The sequence below is a fragment of the Nodosilinea sp. FACHB-141 genome, from assembly GCF_014696135.1.
GTDB lineage: Bacteria > Cyanobacteriota > Cyanobacteriia > Phormidesmidales > Phormidesmidaceae > Nodosilinea.
Window position 1 is genome coordinate 23,256 of the sequence record NZ_JACJPP010000018.1, and the last position, 18,206, is coordinate 41,461.

Genomic DNA, 18,206 nt, shown 5'->3' on the forward strand with positions numbered 1-18,206 from the left:
ATCGCTTCGTTAAGATAACAATGCCCTCAGCGTTGAGATCTCTGTGACCCAGCCGCCCCCTAGCCCAGACCCACAGCCCGATCCCCAGCTTGAGCCCCTGACCCGAGTGCAGGTGCTGGTGGCGATGGGCGTAACAGCGGTGGTGCTGCTGCTGATTTCTAAAGCCTGGCTGTACTTTGACCCGGCAGAACTGATGCCGGTGCAGCTGACTTGGACCGATGGTCTGCTGGGAGTGGGATTGGGGTTAGCGATCACCGTGGCCAGCGGCGTGGTTTATCGTCTGTGGCCCGCCTACCGCCAGAGTGCGGATACCTACCTGACCCTGGTGCTGCAACCCTTGCAGTGGCCCGACATAATCTGGCTGGGGCTGCTGCCGGGACTGAGCGAAGAACTGCTGTTTCGAGGGGTGATGCTGCCCGCGATCGGCATGAACACCCTGGGCATTGTTGTGTCGGCAGCCAGCTTTGGGGTGCTGCACCTGAGCAGTTTGCAGCAGTGGACCTACGTGGTGTGGGCCACGGCCATTGGTCTGGTGCTGGCGATCGGGGCAGTGCTAACGGGCAACCTGCTAGTGCCGATCGTGGCCCATACGGTGACAAATTTGGTCTCTAGCGTTGTGTGGAAGCTGCGGCAGCAGAGCACGACGGCGTGATTTGGAATTTCGGGGTCTAAGGTTCAGGGAGCACCCCTAGACCCTATACCTTGAACCCTGCACCACACACCCTATCCTCCCTCTTGCATGCAGTTGTCAGGGCTTCTTAGCAATGTCAACAGAAATCGAGTTTTGGTATACCGTTATCCAAAAATTCTGTTTATTCTGTCTGAAGAGCATAGCGCTGGGCGCACCCTCGACTTTGCTCGCGCAAATATATAAGCCGGTAGAGCTTGATTCGGCTGTGAATTGTCTACCTTGGCAGAGTAGTTCTTCGCTCACTAAGCGACAGAACCAGTGTGTTTTTGCGATTAAGCTAACCCCACTGAACCTTAGCCCTGATTGGGATGTGAGCAGGTTGTTGATGGATTGCAGCGCTATTCAGTTTAAGTACGCTAATCAGTTTTCTGCTGAGGATTTAGATCAGCTGGTGAGGCTGTTTCAGGCGGCGGCGTTTTGGGCCAAAGATCGCACCCGGGAGGATATGGAAACGGCGATCGCCCACAGCTACCCCGTCGTTACCGCTTGGGATGGCGCTACGCTGATTGGCTTTGCCCGCGCCACCTCCGACGGCGTCTTTCGAGCCACCATTTGGGATGTGGTGATCTCGCCCGACTACCAGGGCGGCGGGCTAGGTCGCAGGCTGGTTGAAACCCTGGTGGCTCACCCCCGCATGAGCCGAGTCGAGCGAGTGTACTTAATGACGACCCATCAGCAGGGGTTTTACAAGCGCATTGGCTTTGAAGAAAACGCCTCGACCACAATGGTGCTTTACAACAGTGCCGAGATCGAGATGCTGCCTTCCCTCAACCATCCCGCTGAAGCACCTGCCGAAATCACGGTTGGTTAAGAACTCGCCCCCGGCCCATAACTCCTCTGAGGAGTAAGGTAAGCTACCATTTTATAGGCGGCTCCGGGGTGGAGCCGATATTTATTAGGCCAAAAATTCAATGCACCAAACCCAGGATCTTCACGTTGTTGAGACTCGCCCTCTAGTCAGCCCAGCGCTGCTGCACCACGAGTTTCCGATGTCGGCAGAGGCGGCAACGCTAGTGGCTGAAGCACGCGATCGCATTCGCCACATTCTCTACAACGAAGACCGTCGCCTGCTCGTCATCGTCGGCCCCTGCTCAGTGCACGATATCGACGCCGCCTATGAGTATGGCCAAAAGCTGGTCAACCTGCGCCACGAGCTCTCGGGCCAGCTCGAAATCATCATGCGGGTTTACTTCGAGAAACCGCGTACCAACGTCGGCTGGAAGGGTCTGATCAACGACCCTCACCTCGACGGCAGCTACGACATCAACACCGGCCTGCGCCTAGCCCGCAAGCTGCTGCTCGACCTGGCCCACCTAGGGCTGCCTGCCGCCACCGAGCTGCTCGACCCGGTGACGCCGCAGTATATTGCCGACCTGATTGCCTGGACTGCGATCGGCGCTCGCACTACGGAGAGCCAGACTCACCGCGAGATGGCCTCGGGCCTTTCGATGCCCATCGGCTTTAAGAACAGCACCGATGGCAGTCTGCAAGCCGCGATGAATGCCATGGTGGCCGCCAGCCGCCCCCACCACTTTTTGGGCATTAACCAGAGCGGTCTGGCTAGCATTGTCACCACCACTGGCAACCCTGACGGACATTTAGTGCTGCGGGGCGGCAAAGATGGTCCCAACTTTAGCGCCGACCATGTGGTCAAAGCCGCTGAAGAAATGGCTAAGCTTAAGCTCAACCACCGCATGATGGTTGATTGCAGCCACGCCAACGCCAATAAAGACCACAACCGCCAAACTAATGTGTTGGATGACATTGCAGCCCAGGTGCGCGACGGCTCACGCCACATTCTCGGGGTGATGATCGAGAGCCATCTGAAGGCAGGCAGTCAATCGATCCCCGACAATTTGCGGCAGCTCACCTACGGCCAGAGCATCACCGATGCCTGTGTTGACTTCGACACTACCGCCGCAATGCTGCGGAAGTTGGCTAGCGCAGTAGAGCCATCGCTGCAAACCGCACCTCTCAGTTAAGCTAAATTATCCATAAGTTGGGCCACTGCCTTAGTTGGCTGCCCCGATGTGCGAACCCCTACAACTTTGTGAATGGCGTTGTTGAATTGAGGCGCGAATTTTTTGCAGGGGCGAGCAGTCGTTTGCCCCTGCAAAAGGTCAAACTTTTGGATTCATCCTTGCACTCAGCAATTTCACAAATCGTCGGTCTACCTCATTAGGGTATTTGCCCAAACACCTTAATCTGCGTAACCCAAACTCAATAGAACGAACAGGAAAAAGTTTGTGGTTAGCGCTACTGAACCAATGCCGCTGCCCAGGGAGAGAAACTTTCTAATGGATTGATTGGTGTACAGCTTAAGCAAAATAGCAGCGGCAACTGCTAGAGCAATCGAAATGGCTGTAGCAAGCCACATTAGTGGATACCCCTGCTGAACCAAGGCATTGTCTGATAAACCTAAAAAAGAGAGCACATGGTGTGAATTCCACATCAAAGACTGCCAACAGAGACTAAAGATCCCAGCACTGATGCCAATGCTGATTAGAATCCTGGTGAATTGATTCAACCTTTGCCAAAGCAGAAAGCGGTGGCCAGAGCTGTTCCGGCACCTAAGGCGATCGCTCCTCCATTGACAACCCAATCCCAAGTGTTAGGCGTAAATCCGTACGGCGTTACCAAGTCGTACTGCACACGACCGAGGAAACCCCAAACTAAGTGATACACGCCGAATCCACAGGCAAGACTTGTAAAAGCTTTGCTCAATTTCCCGGGTTTCACCCAGGTCGAAAACGCAGCAATAATACCTGCTCCAATAGACAGAGCTGCGCTAATCCACATGATACGTAGTTCACCTAACTGCATGAGAGCATTGATTCCCCAATAGTCTTGCTTGACAGCCTGTAGTTGCTGAGAGCTTAATCCTAGATCGGTAATCTCATATATATCGGACAATATAGGGGCATAGGTTTGCCCTGTTTTTTGACAGTTAAGCGATCGCCCATCATACAAAGCACGACAATCACTAAAGTAGTATTGATTGTCGTTTCCTTTAGTTAGGCTAAGGTCTAGCGAACGATTTTGAATTTTTGTTTGGCACTGAAATTGCTGTTCTGTTTCTGTGCAAGTAAAACTCTTATTGGGCAAGTGAACGACAGCGCTGTCTTCGCCTCTAATGGCTGCACTAGCAAAGGGGGTGGTGCTAGGCACACTTGGAGCATTAGACAGAAGTAAAAATAGAAAAGCACCGGCTAGTGCTATCCATAAACTGGATAAAAATCTTGATAGAAATAATACTGCTCTACGCATTGCTCTTGATCCCCCAAAAGTTGGGCTGCTTGTATAAGTAAAAAGCCTTAATTAAACGATGGTGAAGGATGTGTTGCGGCAGTGATCAACACCAGCTGAAGCTAACTCACACACTGCTAGAGTCAGTTTCGGTGTATCACCCGCGGCGATGACGCACCCTAAGAATAATTAGGTCTGCTTAATATAGATGTTCCCCACAATCTAGAAGTTTCAAGCAACCGGCCTGGAACAGGCTACTTCATTCAATCTTTAAAGCTGTGAACCGTTCAGAAGAAGCGAACCTGTTGGGGCTTAGGAACTGTGGCTCTATTTATACTGCAAAAGACTGGTTAGCTGGCGGAATAAACGGTCTCTGAGTTGGCAACCAAACGCCAGCGGGGGCATTAACCCTAAAAAGATTTGAGCATCAGCAGCACAAAGCCTGTGCCGTAGAGCCATGGCAGCGCAACCAAGCCAAAGACAACTGGTTGCGGCGACCGGCCATACGCTATTGCCACGCCGACCCCAGAGACGACAAACATGACGGGAACCAGTAGCGCGGCGACCAGAAGTAAGTTGACCCAGGGCACTTTCATATTTGCGATGCTAATAATGCTCGCTACGGCAAACAGAGCGCCAAGCACGGTTCCTGCGACACATACCAAGCTGTTGATAATGACAGGTAGGGGCATCTTGGAACCTCCGGGCAATGAAGCCGGTGATGAAACGGCCGCAAGCCGCAAATCATAGCAGGGGCATCATCCCAGTTTTAGGCTCTCGGGTTCATGCTCATTCTCGCACTGTAGCTGCACTGTGAGACTGCGGCGCTGGTTCTCCTGGGGTTTTAGCACCGCCGCTGTGCCGTTGCGACAGGCCTCTTCTAGATCAGAGGGGAGAGTCGTGCAGGGTTCTACCACAACCACATAGTGGCCCTGCCACCCACCATAGCTCTGAAACATCCACACATAGGGAAAGTCGGCTTGATCAAAGGTCATCAGCAAGGACGACTGGCTGCGCTGATGACGAATACCGCAAAACCCTTGCGCTAGCTCAGACGTGTAGTAAAACTCTCGAAGCTGCGACGAAGGTGGCGGCATAATCCGCAGATCAACCGCTTCGCCACTCGCATCGATCGCATGAGGAAAACGCGTTTTGCCCGGCTGGCCAATGATTTTGCTGAACTCTAAAAACGCCGGTTCGACCCAGCAGTCGGGCAGTGATATTTCGTCGCCAGCTTCGATCGCGATCGCAGCATGGTGCTTAAACAAAAACGGAATCTCGGCTTCAGACTGATTTTGAAACGAGTAAATCAGTCTGGCCTCTGGCTTTTCGGCATCGAGCTGAATCGTTTTTTCGACCCGCACGGGCACGGTTTGGCACTGGTACCCCAGCTTCAGGCTGAGGGGTGAGCTGTCCAAAATTTCCCATCGCTGCGACCATAGCTCGCCGTGGTCAGCCAAATCTCGTCCCTGAAACTCTCCAGCGGCATCGTTAGGGAACACCTCATCCCAGCCGCCTGTCCACTCATCGTCAAAAGAAGCTCCAACGGCTAGCGATCGCGTTGCTTCAGGCGCGTAGCCAGCTGGGTGCCAAAGCCAGGCATGCCCCGTTTGCAGGTCTTCTAGCTGGTCGATCCGTCCCCCTAGGTCGGGGCGAATCGTGAGCTTAATATGAGAATTTTCTAGGATTAGAAGCTGGGCTTGCTCTACTGTTTCCAGTGCCATTCCTACACTGAGTCCTTATTGACTTGCTGCCCCTAAAGGCTACAGGGCAGTCCCCGGCCGTTTACTGCACCTAAAGAGAGATTTTGCGCTGTTCAGTAGAGAATGCTGATTTAGGACTTGTAAATCAAATCTAGGCTGTTTGCACTGACCTGGCTAGTGGGGCGATCGAGCACTAATTTCCCCGCCTGGATGCCGAGGATGCGATCGCCATACTTCAGCGCTAGATCGACCTGGTGCAGGTTGCACACTACGGTCAGGCCTTCGTTGCGGCAGAGCGATCGCAGCAGCCCCAGAACCGTGTGAGCCGTTTCGGGGTCTAGGCTAGCCACCGGCTCATCAGCCAAAATCAGGCTCGCTCGCTGGGTGAGGGCACGGGCGATCGCCACCCGCTGCTGCTGTCCACCCGAAAGCCGATCCGCCCGCTGAAAGGCCACATCCAAAAGCTGCACCCGCTCCAGTGCCGCCATGCCCTCCCGTAGTAACTCTGGCGGAAACTGGTTTAGCCAACAGCGCCAGAGGGAGAGATCCTGCAAGCGTCCGCCCAAGCAATTTTCCAGCGCTGTGCGGCGTCGCACCAGATTGAACTGCTGAGCAATGGTGGCCATTTGGGTCCGAGCTTGCCGCAGTTCACGGGCGGAGCAAGTGGTTAGGTTCTGGCCCTGAAAGTAAACCTGGCCTTCCGTCGGCTTGATCAGCTGTAGAATGCAGCGCATCAACGTCGTTTTGCCCGCCCCACTCGGTCCCAAAATAGCGGTGAAGGTGTGCGGCTCAATCTGAAAGCTAATGTCGTCGAGGGCAGTGCGATTCCGGTCGTAAACCTTAGAAAGGTGTTCAATGCTCAGCATGACTTCATCCTAACCGCTGCCGCAGCCGGGCACTTAGGGCATCGATCAACGTAACCATGGCCAAAATCAGCAGCAAAATCGTGCAGAGCCGAGGAAAATCTAGCAGCTTTAGGCTGACCAGCAGCTCGTAACCAATACCGCCCGCACCCACAATCCCTAAAATCACCGACGATCGCACGTTGAACTCCCACAGATAGAGGGTGATGCCGATCAGCCCTGGTAAGGCTTCGGGCAGTACAGCAAAGGTAAAGGTGCGAATGCGATCGCACCCCGTTGCTTCTACCGCTTCGATCGGCTCAGGCGGCAGGGTCTCTAACACCTCGGCATAGAGCTTGGCCATCGACCCGGTCGTGTGCAGAGCCACCCCCAGCGCCCCGGCAAAAGGGCCAAGGCCCACAATTGAGACAAAGAACAGGGCAAAAATGGCTGTATCAATGCCCCGCAGCAGATTGAGCAAGCTCCGCAACGGCAGCGACAGCAAGCTAAACGGGGTGACGTTGCGGGCCACCATCACGGCCAAAGGCAAGGCCGCGACTATGGCCGCGCCCGTACCAATAATGGCGATCGCCAACGTCTCCCAAATTGCCCCTAAGAAGCTGGGCAGCTCTGAGAAATCGGGTGGAAACAGCCGCACCAGCCATTCGCCCATCTGAGGCAGCCGCGCCCAAAACTGCTGCGGATCGACCTCGGCTCCGTGGGCACTAGCGATGACAACCGCCACCGCCAGCACCCCCCAAAAGCCCTGCTGAAGAATTTGCCAGAGTCCGCCCTGCCGCTGCCACTCACGCTGCAAGAGCACGTCAAAATCGGTACTAGGGCTACTGCCGTTATTGGATGGTGGCTCCATCACTCCAGCTTGCCAACAGATTTGCCAGCCGCCTCGATTGGGCTGTAGTTGCTGCCGTCGGAGACCTCAAAACCGGTGTAGTTTTTGGGCAACAGGGTTTGGGTCTGCTCTGGGGTGAGGTTAACCAGCGCATCTTGTAGCCTATTCTTTAGCCCGGCTGGGAAGTCGCCCCGCACCACGATGGGGTCATTGGGCAGCGGCTCTGACTGCCAAATGATCTTGAGCTGGTTTTTGTCGATCTTGCCCTGCTCGGTCAGCACGTCCAGGTTGCGATCGTAGTCAGAGGCAATATCGGTCTGGTCGCTCAACACCGCGATCGCCTGAGCGGCATGGCTAGCCCCTTCGCTATAGTCAAACACCGCTTCGGGATCTAACCCCCGCCGCTTAAACTCCGCCTGGGGAATTAGCCAGCCCGAGGTGGAACCCACGTCTGCCAGGCTGAGCTTGAGCTTTTGCCCCTGCTGACTGAGCGCAATGGCCTCATCCAACGTGTCAAAGGGGGCATCGGCTTTGGCCATCAGCACCGAGTAGTAGGTTGGTTTGTCTTTGTACTTAACGGTTGCGATCGCCTCCAGCGTCGGCTCGTTGTGGTGGGCCAACACATATCCCCAAGGCCCCAGCCAAGCGACGTCTAGGGTGCCCGATCGCAGCGCCTCAGAAATGCCAATCCAGTCGTCGGCCACGGTCACATCGGCTGGTAAATCTAGCTGCCCGGCCACTTCCTCAAACAGCGGCTCAAACTGCTTGCGGTTCTCATTTGGGGTTGGAAAGTAGGGGCCAACACCAAACTTGAGTTCTGTCAGCGTCGCCTCAGGAGCGGCTGAATCAGTAGTAGTTTGATTGTCAGATTGAGGCGCACAGGCGACTACAACAACCAGAGCCAGCAATCCGATTAGCCAAGCGCTCAGCCAGCCTTTGAGGCGAAATCTATTCATACACATCTTCTTTGGGGGCATTTTTAGCTTGCTAGAGACTATTAAATCGCCTCACTGGCTGCTTTTAATCAAAAGAAAATGAGTAAGTTAGACGCATCGTAATGTCCCCTAGCTCCAAAAGGGTCAGGAACTAGCCATCGACTCCAGCGGCAATACCTTAAGCGACCAGCGTTAAGCCTGATCGCGGCCGTGTACCACAGCTGGAGGCGTGGTCACCTCAACGGCGGTGAAGGGTTCCAGAATTTTGTAGGTGTGAGACGCGCCTTCAGGGACAACCCAGGAATTGCCGGGTTCTAGCACAACCGTCTGACCTTCGAGGTGTAGCTCAGCCCGCCCGCTGATGACGTAGCCGATCGCCTCGTAGGGCCGTTGGGTCTCGGGCTTGGTCTCGCCGGGTTGCTCATTTTCCCACAGCCGCATAGCCAATTTTTTGCTTAGAGCCAGATGCTTTTGCCCCATGGCACCGATCGGTGCCGCTTCAGACGTGACTTTGATAACGGTTGTATCGCTCATAATTTTATGCCTTAGCGGTTTCAGCTAGATTCAGCAAGTAGGCATACATGGGCCAAGGCCACAGCGTTGGCGCGGGTTGTGCGCTGCTAGGCAACCCTGGCAATACCTGGCTAAATTCTTTGCAACCGCATTCTAAGAAACTTAAGGCAAGGCAGCATCTTTCTAATGATGGAGCCTGGCTTTGGCTGCTGGGCGACTTCACCGTTAAGCCAAGTCTGTTCCAGTCTTCTTTAGACACGTGCAGATAAAGTGTTCTGTGCCACCTAATCAGTATTACTAAATTGGCCTCTTTCGGTGAATAGAGGCATTTCTATTCTCTCGGATAACTATGGTCGAATAGGGTCAAAGAAATCGCAGGCAATAAGGGTTTTTGCGGTGAGAAAATTTTCCGTTTTGGTTGAATTATCTAGACAGCTACGTTGTTATCGAAATAGTAGGGCGGTGGGTATAAATGTCTTTCACTTGAGCCAAACTTGACTTTCTTGGTTCATGCCCATCCTATAGCTTGCCATAAACCAGAATGAAGTCATAAACATGTTGAATACGAGACTTTTTCAATTTTGAGCCTGAAATCTGATTAATGCTCAATCCAAAAAATCTTCATTTCTAACCCTAGAGGCTTGCGCCTGTTTAGATCTTCGCTTTAATCTCTTACACATTGCCTCAGAAGGTTGAACTCTGTCATGTTCATGCCCCTCGATTTTTTGTTACGTTTGCTGTCTAATCTGGGAGTAGTTGCCATTCTTGGAGGTGGATCTTACATTCTCTATCAGTGGTACGAAGGGAATTTCGTCAGCGATCGCTGGCTATATTTGGGCATAGGACTATTACTGTGGTCATTTCTAGGATTTCTGCCCATTCTGCTAATGCACCGTCCTGGAAAGGATGAACCTACACCGCTGCGCAGCAAACGAGTGCAACGTTTAGCTCGACCAGATGGTAGCGAAATTGAAGTCGAGTTTTACGGGCCCGATCGCGCTCCGACCCTGATTCTGACTCACGGTTGGGGACCCGACAGCACAGCCTGGTATTACGCCAAAAAGCAGCTCACCGATCAGTTTCGCGTGGTTGTTTGGGATCTACCGGGTTTAGGAAAATCTCAAAAGCCAAAAAACCGAGACTACTCCCTAGAGAAGTATGCCCGCGACTTAGAGGCAGTGCTGGCTCTAGTAGACGATCAGCCGGCCATTTTAGTAGGGCACAGCATGGGAGGTATGATCCTGCTGACTTTTAGTCGCCTGTTTCCAGAACGCTTAGAGCAGCAAGTTGCAGGCTTAATTCTTGTCGATAGCACCTATACTAATCCGCTTAAAACCACTATTTTCAGCAAACTGCTAATGGCGCTGCAAAAACCTCTGTTAGAGCCGTTGCTGCACCTGGCGATCGCATTCTCTCCTCTGCTATGGCTCACTAGCTGGTTAAGCTATTTGAATGGTTCGGTGTTGCTCACAACTAAAATATCTGGCTTTACAGGTACAGAGACTCGTGGACAGCTTAATTTTTCTAGTTTAATTGGTATTAAGTCATCACCAGGAGTTTTGGCCCGAGGAGTTCTAGCAATGTTTAAGTTTAATGAGACAGCAACGTTGCCTAAAATTTCCGTTCCCACGCTTGTTGTTGTTGGTAAGTCCGACATTGCTACACGACCTTTTGCCAGCAAACACATGAGTGCAGAAGTGCCTCAATCAGAATTAAGCATGCTGTCGCCAGGAGGGCACATGGCACTAATGGAGCGCAATCAACAGTTTTCAGACATTGTTCGGGCTTTTAGCACTGCTTGCTTGAAATCAAAATGAACCTAACCGTACAATAATACTGCTGCACCGGAATGACGTTCAAGTTATCGACAGGGAACACAGCTTTCTAGAATTGCTAATGCTCCTAGTACTTAACTAAGTTGAATTCTAATGGGCTCTACCAACAAAGGTTCAGGATATAAGGTTCAAGATAGGCCATAAACCTGGAATTTTATACCTTCCTTTGTCAGCTTCGGCTTAGCAAACTACTAGGTTGAATTAAAACTAATACTGAATCCTACATACAGAACCCTGATTTAAAGCTGATACTCTGTAGGGGCATTGCACTGCAATGCCCCTACAAGTTGGGGGTATACAGATAGGATTTGGGATAAAACCTGTAAAGTGAGCGCAACCGCTAATGCACAGACAAGAAGTCTCGTAATCACCAGTTGTGCACCGCTAAGCTTTACCGTTGGGATTGCTGAATTGAAGCCTGAATGCGGGTAGGGGCAAACCGCCGTTTGCCCCTACGAGAGACGTTGCCGTTTTGATTCATACCTGTATCTAACAACGCATTGCCATTAGGCCAAAATTGTCCCAGTTTCCTTTAGATAAACGCGGCTGAAGGGCTCTGATCCGCCCAAACGGTATTGCTCAATCAGCCCCTCGCGGCGAATTGAGACATTGTTGCCCTCGCGTACCACAATGGTTGAATGGGGCAAGACATCGCGGGTCAGCAGGGTCTCGGTTTCGGTGGGATTATCTAGGACAACCATGTCGCTGCCCGAGTAGAACATACCGTCTTGCTCAAAGATATCGCCTCGATATTCTGCAATCAGCATGTCGAGCCTGGGGTTGCGCAGCAGGTTGCGCACATTGACGTTGTAGTTGGGGCTCAAGGCCTTTTCAGAACGGTTGATGAGCACACCTTCTCGACACACCGCACCGATTACCCAGTTGGGATATTGCAACAGCAGATGGTCAATCAGCTCTTGCAAATCGCGCATTGAAACCCGATTAAACGTGATGATTGGAATGCGGATTTTGGTGTCTTCGGGAAAGAAGGTTTCCAGAATGGGGGAGGTGACATCGACGCGATCGCCCACAGAGGGGTTGAGGTGCATCGAAATTCCCGGCGCAGAGTTGATCTCAAGAATGCCGAAATTTCCGTCCTTCCACGATCGCGATAGGTCACGGGTAATTACGTCAATACCCAAACAGGTCAACCGAAAGTGTTGAGCAATGTCCTGGGCCAAAATCACGTTGTCAGAGTGAATGGTGGGTGTGGCGTCGATGCTAACCCCCCCAGCAGAAAGGTTCGCCACCTTGCGCAAATAAACGGTCTGATCGGCTTCTAGAACGCTTTCCAGATTAAACCCCTGCTCAGCCAGGTACATCTCCATGGCACCGTCGGCCTTGATCTTGCCCAGGGGAGACATCGGTGTGTCGCTGCGGTTGGCAGCTCTATTAGCGTCGCGAATTAGTTCACTGATGGTGGATTCGCCATCGCCGGTAACAGAAGCGGGGCGGCGCTCCATGGCAGCCACGAAGCGACCGTTGACGCACAAAATCCGGAAGTCAGAGCCCGCAATGCTCTTTTCAACAATCACTTCTACCGGCTGGTCTTCAGGAATGGCCTCGACGGCGCGATCAAAAGCAACTTCTAGCTCCTCGTCGTCGCGCACGTCTGCGGTTACCCCTTCGCCCTTGTGCCCCGTCACCGGCTTCACCGCAATGGGATAGCCTACTCGATCGGCGGCGGCTAGAGCCTCCTTACGGGTCGCAACAATTTCTCCGTTGGGTACCGGAAAACCCAGGGTGCTGAGAAAAGCTTTGCAGTCGTCTTTGCGGGTCGTGAAGTCTGAGTCTAAGTGGCTATCGGTATCAAAGGTAGTCGCTACGCCGCGCACCAGCTTTTTGCCGTAGCCGTACTGCATTAGTCCTTCATCCCACAGATAAAATGCGGGAATTCCCTTGTCATGGGCGGTACGCAGCAGCGCATACACGGTGGGACCGCCGTAGACCGACTGCCGAAACAGTCTTTGAAAGACTTCAACCTGGTCTTCGATATAGAACTGGTGGTCTTGGGTGATGGCCTCAAACCAGTCCCACACGGCGTAGACAACCGATCGCGTCGTGCGACCGTGGAGAGCTTCGATCGCAATGCAGCAGCGATCGCCCCGGTGGGTCACGCTCCAGCGGTGCAGGTATAGTCCGATGTCGAGTCGGTTAACCTCGGCGGACACCTGGGCAAAGAGGTGGGCAAAGGAGTCGTAGGTGTGCTCTTTGAGGTGAGGGTAGCGATCGCCTACCGCATCGATATAAACCTCCAATGGCAACGGATCGCTGTTTCCAGAGAGGGCAAAGTCGAAAACGAACGCCGCTGTATTGAGGTAAGGATTACTGCCCTCACAAAACCGACTGTTGTGAATATCAAAAGCATCGGTGCTGCGAGCGTTCACGCGGGATACTGGAAGTTGATCGAGAATCACCTGCTCCTCCAAAGCAAATACGCCCCATTCTAGGCAGAGATTCCTTGCCACGACCTGTACCGCAGGCATGAGAAAACTTTAAATATTGCTATATGGCACCTTCAATTTGAGATACTGCGGCGTGTAGTTGGCAAATTGACCTCTGATTGCGTTGCACCGCCGCGCCAGTATGCTTCATTGCAGCCCCATTACGCTTTCTCGCAAGGTCCGTAAGCTTTACTGCGACTTCGACGTGCTTCACCGCTGTGTCAGCTTCATTGCGACCTGAAGTTTTAAACGGCTGCTCAATGTGCCAAGTTGCGGGGAGCAATAAGATGAGTTTGGGTCTAAAGATGACCCGATGCGATTGATTGCCTTTAGAGAGATTCGTCTTTGGCGTACCATGCTAAATGCTAACGATGCACTTGCTTTCATTGAAACAGCGCGGCAGCAGCAGCAACCAATTTTCGGTGTTGATTCGTTCGTAATCACTGAGACAACTACTCAACCGATGATGGAGCACATCCTCGATTTGTCAGTCGGTGGTTTGCCTGATGATACTTGGTCAGAAGCCCACCGCTTCGTACAGGAGAGACGAAATTTAGGCTTCATGTTTGAGATTGTCGTATGAGCGATGACCAAACTATGTGATGTAGCGAATAACAGAGAATTGCCGGGGTTGCAATTCGTGCGCTTCGCACCTTCGTCGCTGAGCTTGAATCGTTATGCCCCTTTGTACATTCGAGTAAGAATATGACGCCTGAACAGAAATCGTTTTTTCGAGAAAGAGGGTACATCCTTCTAAAGAAAACTCTCACGAAAAATCAAGTTGGACCAATTAAAGAGCATATTTTAGATGAATTAAAGAGGTTGAAGCTATGGTCTTCCGGAAAAGCCATGTCGGCCTCCATCAAGAAAATGCCTGCCTTCCAGCAGATAGCAAAGCTATCTGGGATGATAAAGCAGAATGAGATTCACACCAAAGTGATTACTCAAGCTGCATCTTCTACCATAGCTTCATTGACCGAATCGAAAGTAGTACAAGCCCAGAGCCAGCTGTTAATTTCTCTGCCAAATCAGGGCGGCTGGACACTCAATGGATTGAACTGGCACACCGATATTTCTTCTTCAAGCCCAGATCTTGTGCCAGGAATTCAAGCTTTTGTCTTGATTGATGATGTTAAACCCCATGGTGGTGCCACATTGGCAATGGCTGGGTCACACCTCCTAAAAAACCACAGCGAGTTAAGCAGAATCCGCGAAGTATTACGGGAAAAAGGCGATATAGAGGAAGAATTGCGCAGTAGTGATTTATCGATTGTAGAAATGGCTGGCCAAGCTGGTGACCTGTACTTGATGGACATGAGGGTATTGCATACCCCTTCTATTAATTCGACGACAAGCATTCGCATGATGGCAACAGTGCGCTATCTACTCGAATGAAGCGACTGGCAGCGCGCGTGGCACATAGAAAAAGAAGAAATGAGTCAATGTAGCCAAAGTGGATGCGATCGCATGTTTACTGCCAATTGCCCTTTAGTCTGTGTATCCCAGATCGAGGAGAAGATACATGAACAGATGAGAGGCCAAGGCGGCTGCACCAAAACCACTGCCGAGACAGAGAAATTTTCGGATAGATGAGTTTGTATATATCCAGATCAAAATTACAGCCGCGATCGCTACAAGCGCCGAAAGGGATGTAAAAAACAGAGCCAATAGATGCCCTCGCTGTATTAACTGATTTGCCCAGCCAAACAGAGGCAGCACATAGCCAACATTCCAACTAAATGCCCACCAGGCAAGGCTAAAGATTCCAGCACCAGTAATTAGGCTAATTAAAACCCGGCCAAAGCGGTTCACTCGTTTCCATAGGAAGAGAGCTGTAAGCAGCATTGCGACAACACCAGCGGCGATCGCGCCTCCCCGAACAACCCCAACCCAGTCATCTGGCGTGAGCCCATAGGGAGTAACAACATCAAAGGGCACCCGACCGAGAAATCTTTCAACTAACTGATACACTCCAAATCCACAGGCAAAGCTAATAAATCCCTTGCTCCAAACTCCAGAGTGAAGCCAGGTGAAAAAGGCTGCACTGATCCCTGCGGTTATGGAAAGTCCTGCGCTGATCCATATCAGCCGCACTTCACCCACTTGCATCAGGGTATTGATGCCCCAATAGGTTTGTCTAACTGATTGAATTTGTTGCGGGCTCAGGTTCAAATTCGTCACTTCGTACAGTTTTGCCAAGGTAGGCGCATAATTCTGTCCTGCCTCCCGACAATCGACTGCTTGTCCGCTATAAGACGCTCGACAGTTGCTTAAGTCGTAAGGATACCCCTGCCCTTTGGTTAGGTTGAGCGTCAACAACTGGTCTTGAATGTCAATCTGGCACTGAAATTCCTGCTCCGTCTCGGTGCAGCGGAAGCTCCGATTGGGCAAGTGAAGCGGCCCACTCTGCTCAGTCTGTATAGATACTCCGGCAAAGGGACCGTTATCCGGTACATCGGGGGCATTGGGAACGAGCAACCATAGAAACGTTGCGGCCAACACAATCCATAAACTGAGTAAAAATCGTGAGAGGAATAGTGTAAGTCGATGCATCACAGCTAATTTCTGGACTGGCCAAGTGGAGTGATGCCTTTGAGACACCAGAAGTTCCAGAAAAATGGCTAAATGATGATGTTTTAACCCTATGCTTATCGACCTTGTTCCAGTCTTTATCAAGGATCTTGGAGCAGATTCCCTACTTTGAGCCTTCTACGTGGCAACAGAGTATCCTAAGGAAAGAGAATACTGGTAAAAAAGTTTCCTATCAATCGTGGAGGAGAGCTGCTCTATAAAGGAAAGTTGAAAGATTACAGTCTCTAATAGAGGGGTAGTTATACTGATTTTCTCTACCCATTATCCGCAATTTTTGTTTGTTATTTTGTTTATAGAATCCAATTTTCTTGGAAGGATTTATTTGATATCCTGAAGTCGACTGTTTTTTTTAGCAGCCGCTTACCACAACCACTAGCTAGCCTTAACTTGTTGTATCTCAACTAAATCATATTGCTTTGAAATGCAACTAGAGAGAATTTTAATAAATACTTCCTTAAAGTGAAAATGCTTTAATTAACGTTTCTCAAGAGCTCAATAAAAGATTCCAGCTTTATGTTGATATATATTGGTGACGGTCGAGACGTGATCAAAAGAATTAGGAAAAGTCATTTAACAGGTAATGTTGAAGCTTCAAGCTTGCGGAAACATCTTGCAGTTAAAATGGGTTTTGGCATCTCAGTTTCTAAGCGTTTAAGTGGTTCCCAACGAATACGAATAGCTTTGCCAGAACCAAAGGAAGGAGAACATAGTATTTCTGAGTATCTAGCTAATGGTTGGTGGCAATACGTTATTTGTGATTCGTATGAGGAAGCAAATGCTTTTCAATGGTATGCTATAGAAAAGCTAAAGCCTCAACTCAACAAAGATCGTCGGAGCTGGGATGTTAGTCAATTATCGAAGTTTGAGATACTACTGAACAAACTGCAAAACAGCCAGTGCTATAGGTTCGATGAGCTTGTTAGTCTTTCTTCTGGTGCTGGGGTATACGCTTTTCACCATCATCAATGTCCAATACTTAGCTAACAATTTGAGTGCAGTGAATTGACCAAGGCTGCTTACGCTCAGTGCAAAGGCCCTGGTAACCACTGAACTGAACCGTCAGGCAATAACTAATAGCTTGAGAAAGTTCACTAGGCAATTCTTTGCTGCTTCTTCGAACTAGCCTCTAGAGCAATAGCGGGTTACCCCTAAGGTTGGAGTTGCGGTGCGACACTCTCTAGATCGCGATCGCCCACACCAGGCAAAGGGCGAGCCCGCTGGGTTTTAATCATATTCAAATTAATTGTCAGCAAAAAGCTGGTCAAGCTGGCGATTACAATCACCGGCACCATCGCCGTATCCGACAGCACGCTGAGAATCACTGTGGTGCTGATCGGGGTTTTGGTAATTGCCACGTTCACCGCCGCCATCATGCAGACCATCCCGATGGTGGGATGCACCTGCGGGAATCCGAGGGCGATCGCCAGTCCGATCGCCGCCCCAATGTAAAACAGTGGAAAGATAAAACCGCCGCGAAAGCCCGAGTGCAGCGTGCAGCTAATCGCCAGCATTTTCGCCAGGCCAATCAATAGCAGCATAGTGATACCGAAGGTCGAGCCAGTTTTGATAATGGTCTCGATTTCGCGCTCGCCAAAAAACAGGGTTTGGGGAAACACCAAGGCAATCAGGCCAATGAAAAGCCCACCTAGGGTAGCCAGCAAAATAGTGCGATGCTCCAAGGGTCGCGTCAGCCAGCCCACCGTGCGAAACACCAGCACAAACAGCGCCGCCACCGCCGCCCCGATCGCCCCCAGCACCGCCCCCTCTGCCAAATTCATCAGCGTCAGCGGTGGTATCGAGGTGAAATGATACATGCCGCCAATGGAAAGCCCCGTGGTGAGGCGAAACACCACAAAGCTAAGAATCGCCGCCAAAGTTGCCGGGATCAGCGCTTCGTAATACTCCAGCCCTCGCCGATGGGGAATTTCTAGAGCAAACAGGGCACCGCCCAGAGGCGCACCAAAGAAGGCTCCCAGCGCCGCCGCCATGCCGCAAAAAGTAAAAATGCGCGTGGTGCGCAGGGTGAGGCCCAGCTTTTGGGCCATCCAGCCACCGACGCTGCCGTTGACCTGCACCAGCGGTGCCTCTGGCCCAGCACTGCCCCCCGCCACAATTGAAAACAGCGAGGCCACCACCATCGCCGGGGTCTGCTTAATGTCGATGCGACCGGGGTCGTGTACCTTCTCGACGACAAAAGAAACCTCGCCGGGCAAGCCCATCAGATACAGCGTCAGCCCTACCAACAGCCCGCCAACGCTGGCGGCGATCCACACATAGTTGGTGGCGGGAAAGCTTTCGGTGAAGAAGGGCTCTATTTGTTTAGGGATGGTGTGCCACACCAAGTGCATAAACCCCTCCAGCACCAAATAGTAGGTGGTGGCAACCATGCCGCCTACAATGCCGATGGCAGCGGCGGCCAGCATGGTTTGGGCGTAGTCAAGTTCGCGGGGGGCGGTTTCCTCAGCGGTCGTGCCCTCAAAATCCATAGATGCCGTCATAACCTGGCCTCACGATTATGGTGGTGGGGTCGATTCCTCTTGGGAGATGCTGTGCGA

At 51.7% G+C, this 18,206-nt stretch carries 18 protein-coding genes; 7 read left to right on the forward strand and 11 right to left on the reverse strand.

The window, feature by feature from the left end; translation table 11 throughout:
- The first annotated feature begins 43 nt into the window (after nt 1–43).
- From H6F59_RS18465 to H6F59_RS18475, 3 genes are all read left to right on the forward strand, one after another.
- The gene (locus H6F59_RS18465; protein WP_313887249.1) at nt 44–652 is read left to right on the forward strand and encodes a CPBP family intramembrane glutamic endopeptidase; all 609 of its coding nucleotides are present in this window, start codon (nt 44–46) and stop codon (nt 650–652) included.
- A 364-nt stretch (nt 653–1,016) separates the two neighbouring features.
- The gene (locus H6F59_RS18470) at nt 1,017–1,502 is read left to right on the forward strand and encodes a GNAT family N-acetyltransferase (protein WP_190703505.1); all 486 of its coding nucleotides are present in this window, start codon (nt 1,017–1,019) and stop codon (nt 1,500–1,502) included.
- 100 nt (nt 1,503–1,602) lie between these two features.
- Nucleotides 1,603–2,673, forward strand: a complete 1,071-nt coding sequence (locus H6F59_RS18475) for a 3-deoxy-7-phosphoheptulonate synthase (RefSeq protein WP_190703510.1) — start codon at nt 1,603–1,605, stop codon at nt 2,671–2,673.
- Nucleotides 2,674–2,891: 218 nt separating this feature from the next.
- On the opposite strand, the gene H6F59_RS18480 is transcribed toward H6F59_RS18475, so the two are convergent.
- The 8 genes from H6F59_RS18480 to H6F59_RS18515 all read right to left on the reverse strand — a co-directional run bounded on the left by H6F59_RS18480 (nt 2,892) and on the right by H6F59_RS18515 (nt 8,801).
- Nucleotides 2,892–3,125, reverse strand: a complete 234-nt coding sequence (locus H6F59_RS18480) for a hypothetical protein (RefSeq protein ID WP_190703511.1) — start codon at nt 3,123–3,125, stop codon at nt 2,892–2,894.
- 89 nt (nt 3,126–3,214) lie between these two features.
- Nucleotides 3,215–3,958 (reverse strand): hypothetical protein, encoded by a 744-nt coding sequence (locus H6F59_RS18485; RefSeq protein ID WP_190703514.1) that lies wholly within the window; start codon nt 3,956–3,958, stop codon nt 3,215–3,217.
- 389 nt (nt 3,959–4,347) lie between these two features.
- Nucleotides 4,348–4,629 (reverse strand): hypothetical protein, encoded by a 282-nt coding sequence (locus tag H6F59_RS18490; RefSeq protein WP_190703516.1) that lies wholly within the window; start codon nt 4,627–4,629, stop codon nt 4,348–4,350.
- A gap of 66 nt (nt 4,630–4,695) precedes the next feature.
- Nucleotides 4,696–5,661 (reverse strand): DUF4432 family protein, encoded by a 966-nt coding sequence (locus H6F59_RS18495; RefSeq protein WP_190703519.1) that lies wholly within the window; start codon nt 5,659–5,661, stop codon nt 4,696–4,698.
- A gap of 110 nt (nt 5,662–5,771) precedes the next feature.
- A complete protein-coding gene (gene phnC / locus H6F59_RS18500; RefSeq protein WP_190703522.1) occupies nt 5,772–6,506 on the reverse strand; it encodes a phosphonate ABC transporter ATP-binding protein in 735 nt (244 codons plus the stop codon).
- A gap of 4 nt (nt 6,507–6,510) precedes the next feature.
- Nucleotides 6,511–7,353: a phosphonate ABC transporter, permease protein PhnE gene (gene phnE / locus H6F59_RS18505; protein WP_190703526.1), complete on the reverse strand. Its 843-nt coding sequence runs from the start codon at nt 7,351–7,353 to the stop codon at nt 6,511–6,513.
- Nucleotides 7,353–8,288, reverse strand: coding sequence for a phosphate/phosphite/phosphonate ABC transporter substrate-binding protein (locus H6F59_RS18510; protein ID WP_199325868.1), 936 nt, complete (start codon nt 8,286–8,288; stop codon nt 7,353–7,355). Before H6F59_RS18510 ends, phnE begins: the two co-directional genes overlap by 1 nt.
- Nucleotides 8,289–8,459: 171 nt before the next feature.
- Nucleotides 8,460–8,801: a cupin domain-containing protein gene (locus H6F59_RS18515; protein ID WP_190703528.1), complete on the reverse strand. Its 342-nt coding sequence runs from the start codon at nt 8,799–8,801 to the stop codon at nt 8,460–8,462.
- A gap of 689 nt (nt 8,802–9,490) precedes the next feature.
- Between H6F59_RS18515 and H6F59_RS18520 the strand changes: the two genes are divergently transcribed.
- Entirely contained in the window at nt 9,491–10,597 is a 1,107-nt protein-coding gene (locus H6F59_RS18520; RefSeq protein WP_190704287.1) for an alpha/beta fold hydrolase, read from the forward strand.
- Nucleotides 10,598–11,121: 524 nt separating this feature from the next.
- Here H6F59_RS18520 and H6F59_RS18525 read toward each other — a convergent pair.
- Nucleotides 11,122–13,101 (reverse strand): acetate--CoA ligase family protein, encoded by a 1,980-nt coding sequence (locus H6F59_RS18525; protein WP_190703531.1) that lies wholly within the window; start codon nt 13,099–13,101, stop codon nt 11,122–11,124.
- 271 nt (nt 13,102–13,372) lie between these two features.
- On the opposite strand from H6F59_RS18525, the gene H6F59_RS18530 reads away from it, so the two are divergent.
- Both H6F59_RS18530 and H6F59_RS18535 read left to right on the forward strand, forming a co-directional pair.
- Complete coding sequence (locus tag H6F59_RS18530) at nt 13,373–13,642, forward strand: hypothetical protein (protein WP_190703535.1); 270 nt, start codon at nt 13,373–13,375, stop codon at nt 13,640–13,642.
- A gap of 122 nt (nt 13,643–13,764) precedes the next feature.
- Nucleotides 13,765–14,454: a phytanoyl-CoA dioxygenase family protein gene (locus tag H6F59_RS18535; RefSeq protein ID WP_190703538.1), complete on the forward strand. Its 690-nt coding sequence runs from the start codon at nt 13,765–13,767 to the stop codon at nt 14,452–14,454.
- Between the two features lie 93 nt (nt 14,455–14,547).
- Here the strand turns inward: H6F59_RS18535 and H6F59_RS18540 are convergent, their stop codons facing one another.
- On the reverse strand, nt 14,548–15,558 hold the full coding sequence (locus tag H6F59_RS18540; protein ID WP_190703542.1) for a hypothetical protein: 1,011 nt from the start codon (nt 15,556–15,558) through the stop codon (nt 14,548–14,550).
- Nucleotides 15,559–16,146: 588 nt separating this feature from the next.
- Between H6F59_RS18540 and H6F59_RS18545 the strand changes: the two genes are divergently transcribed.
- Nucleotides 16,147–16,635 (forward strand): GIY-YIG nuclease family protein, encoded by a 489-nt coding sequence (locus H6F59_RS18545; protein ID WP_348251319.1) that lies wholly within the window; start codon nt 16,147–16,149, stop codon nt 16,633–16,635.
- Nucleotides 16,636–16,799: 164 nt separating this feature from the next.
- On the opposite strand, the gene H6F59_RS18550 is transcribed toward H6F59_RS18545, so the two are convergent.
- A complete protein-coding gene (locus H6F59_RS18550) occupies nt 16,800–18,149 on the reverse strand; it encodes a chloride channel protein (RefSeq protein WP_190703548.1) in 1,350 nt (449 codons plus the stop codon).
- Between the last annotated feature and the right edge of the window lie 57 nt (nt 18,150–18,206).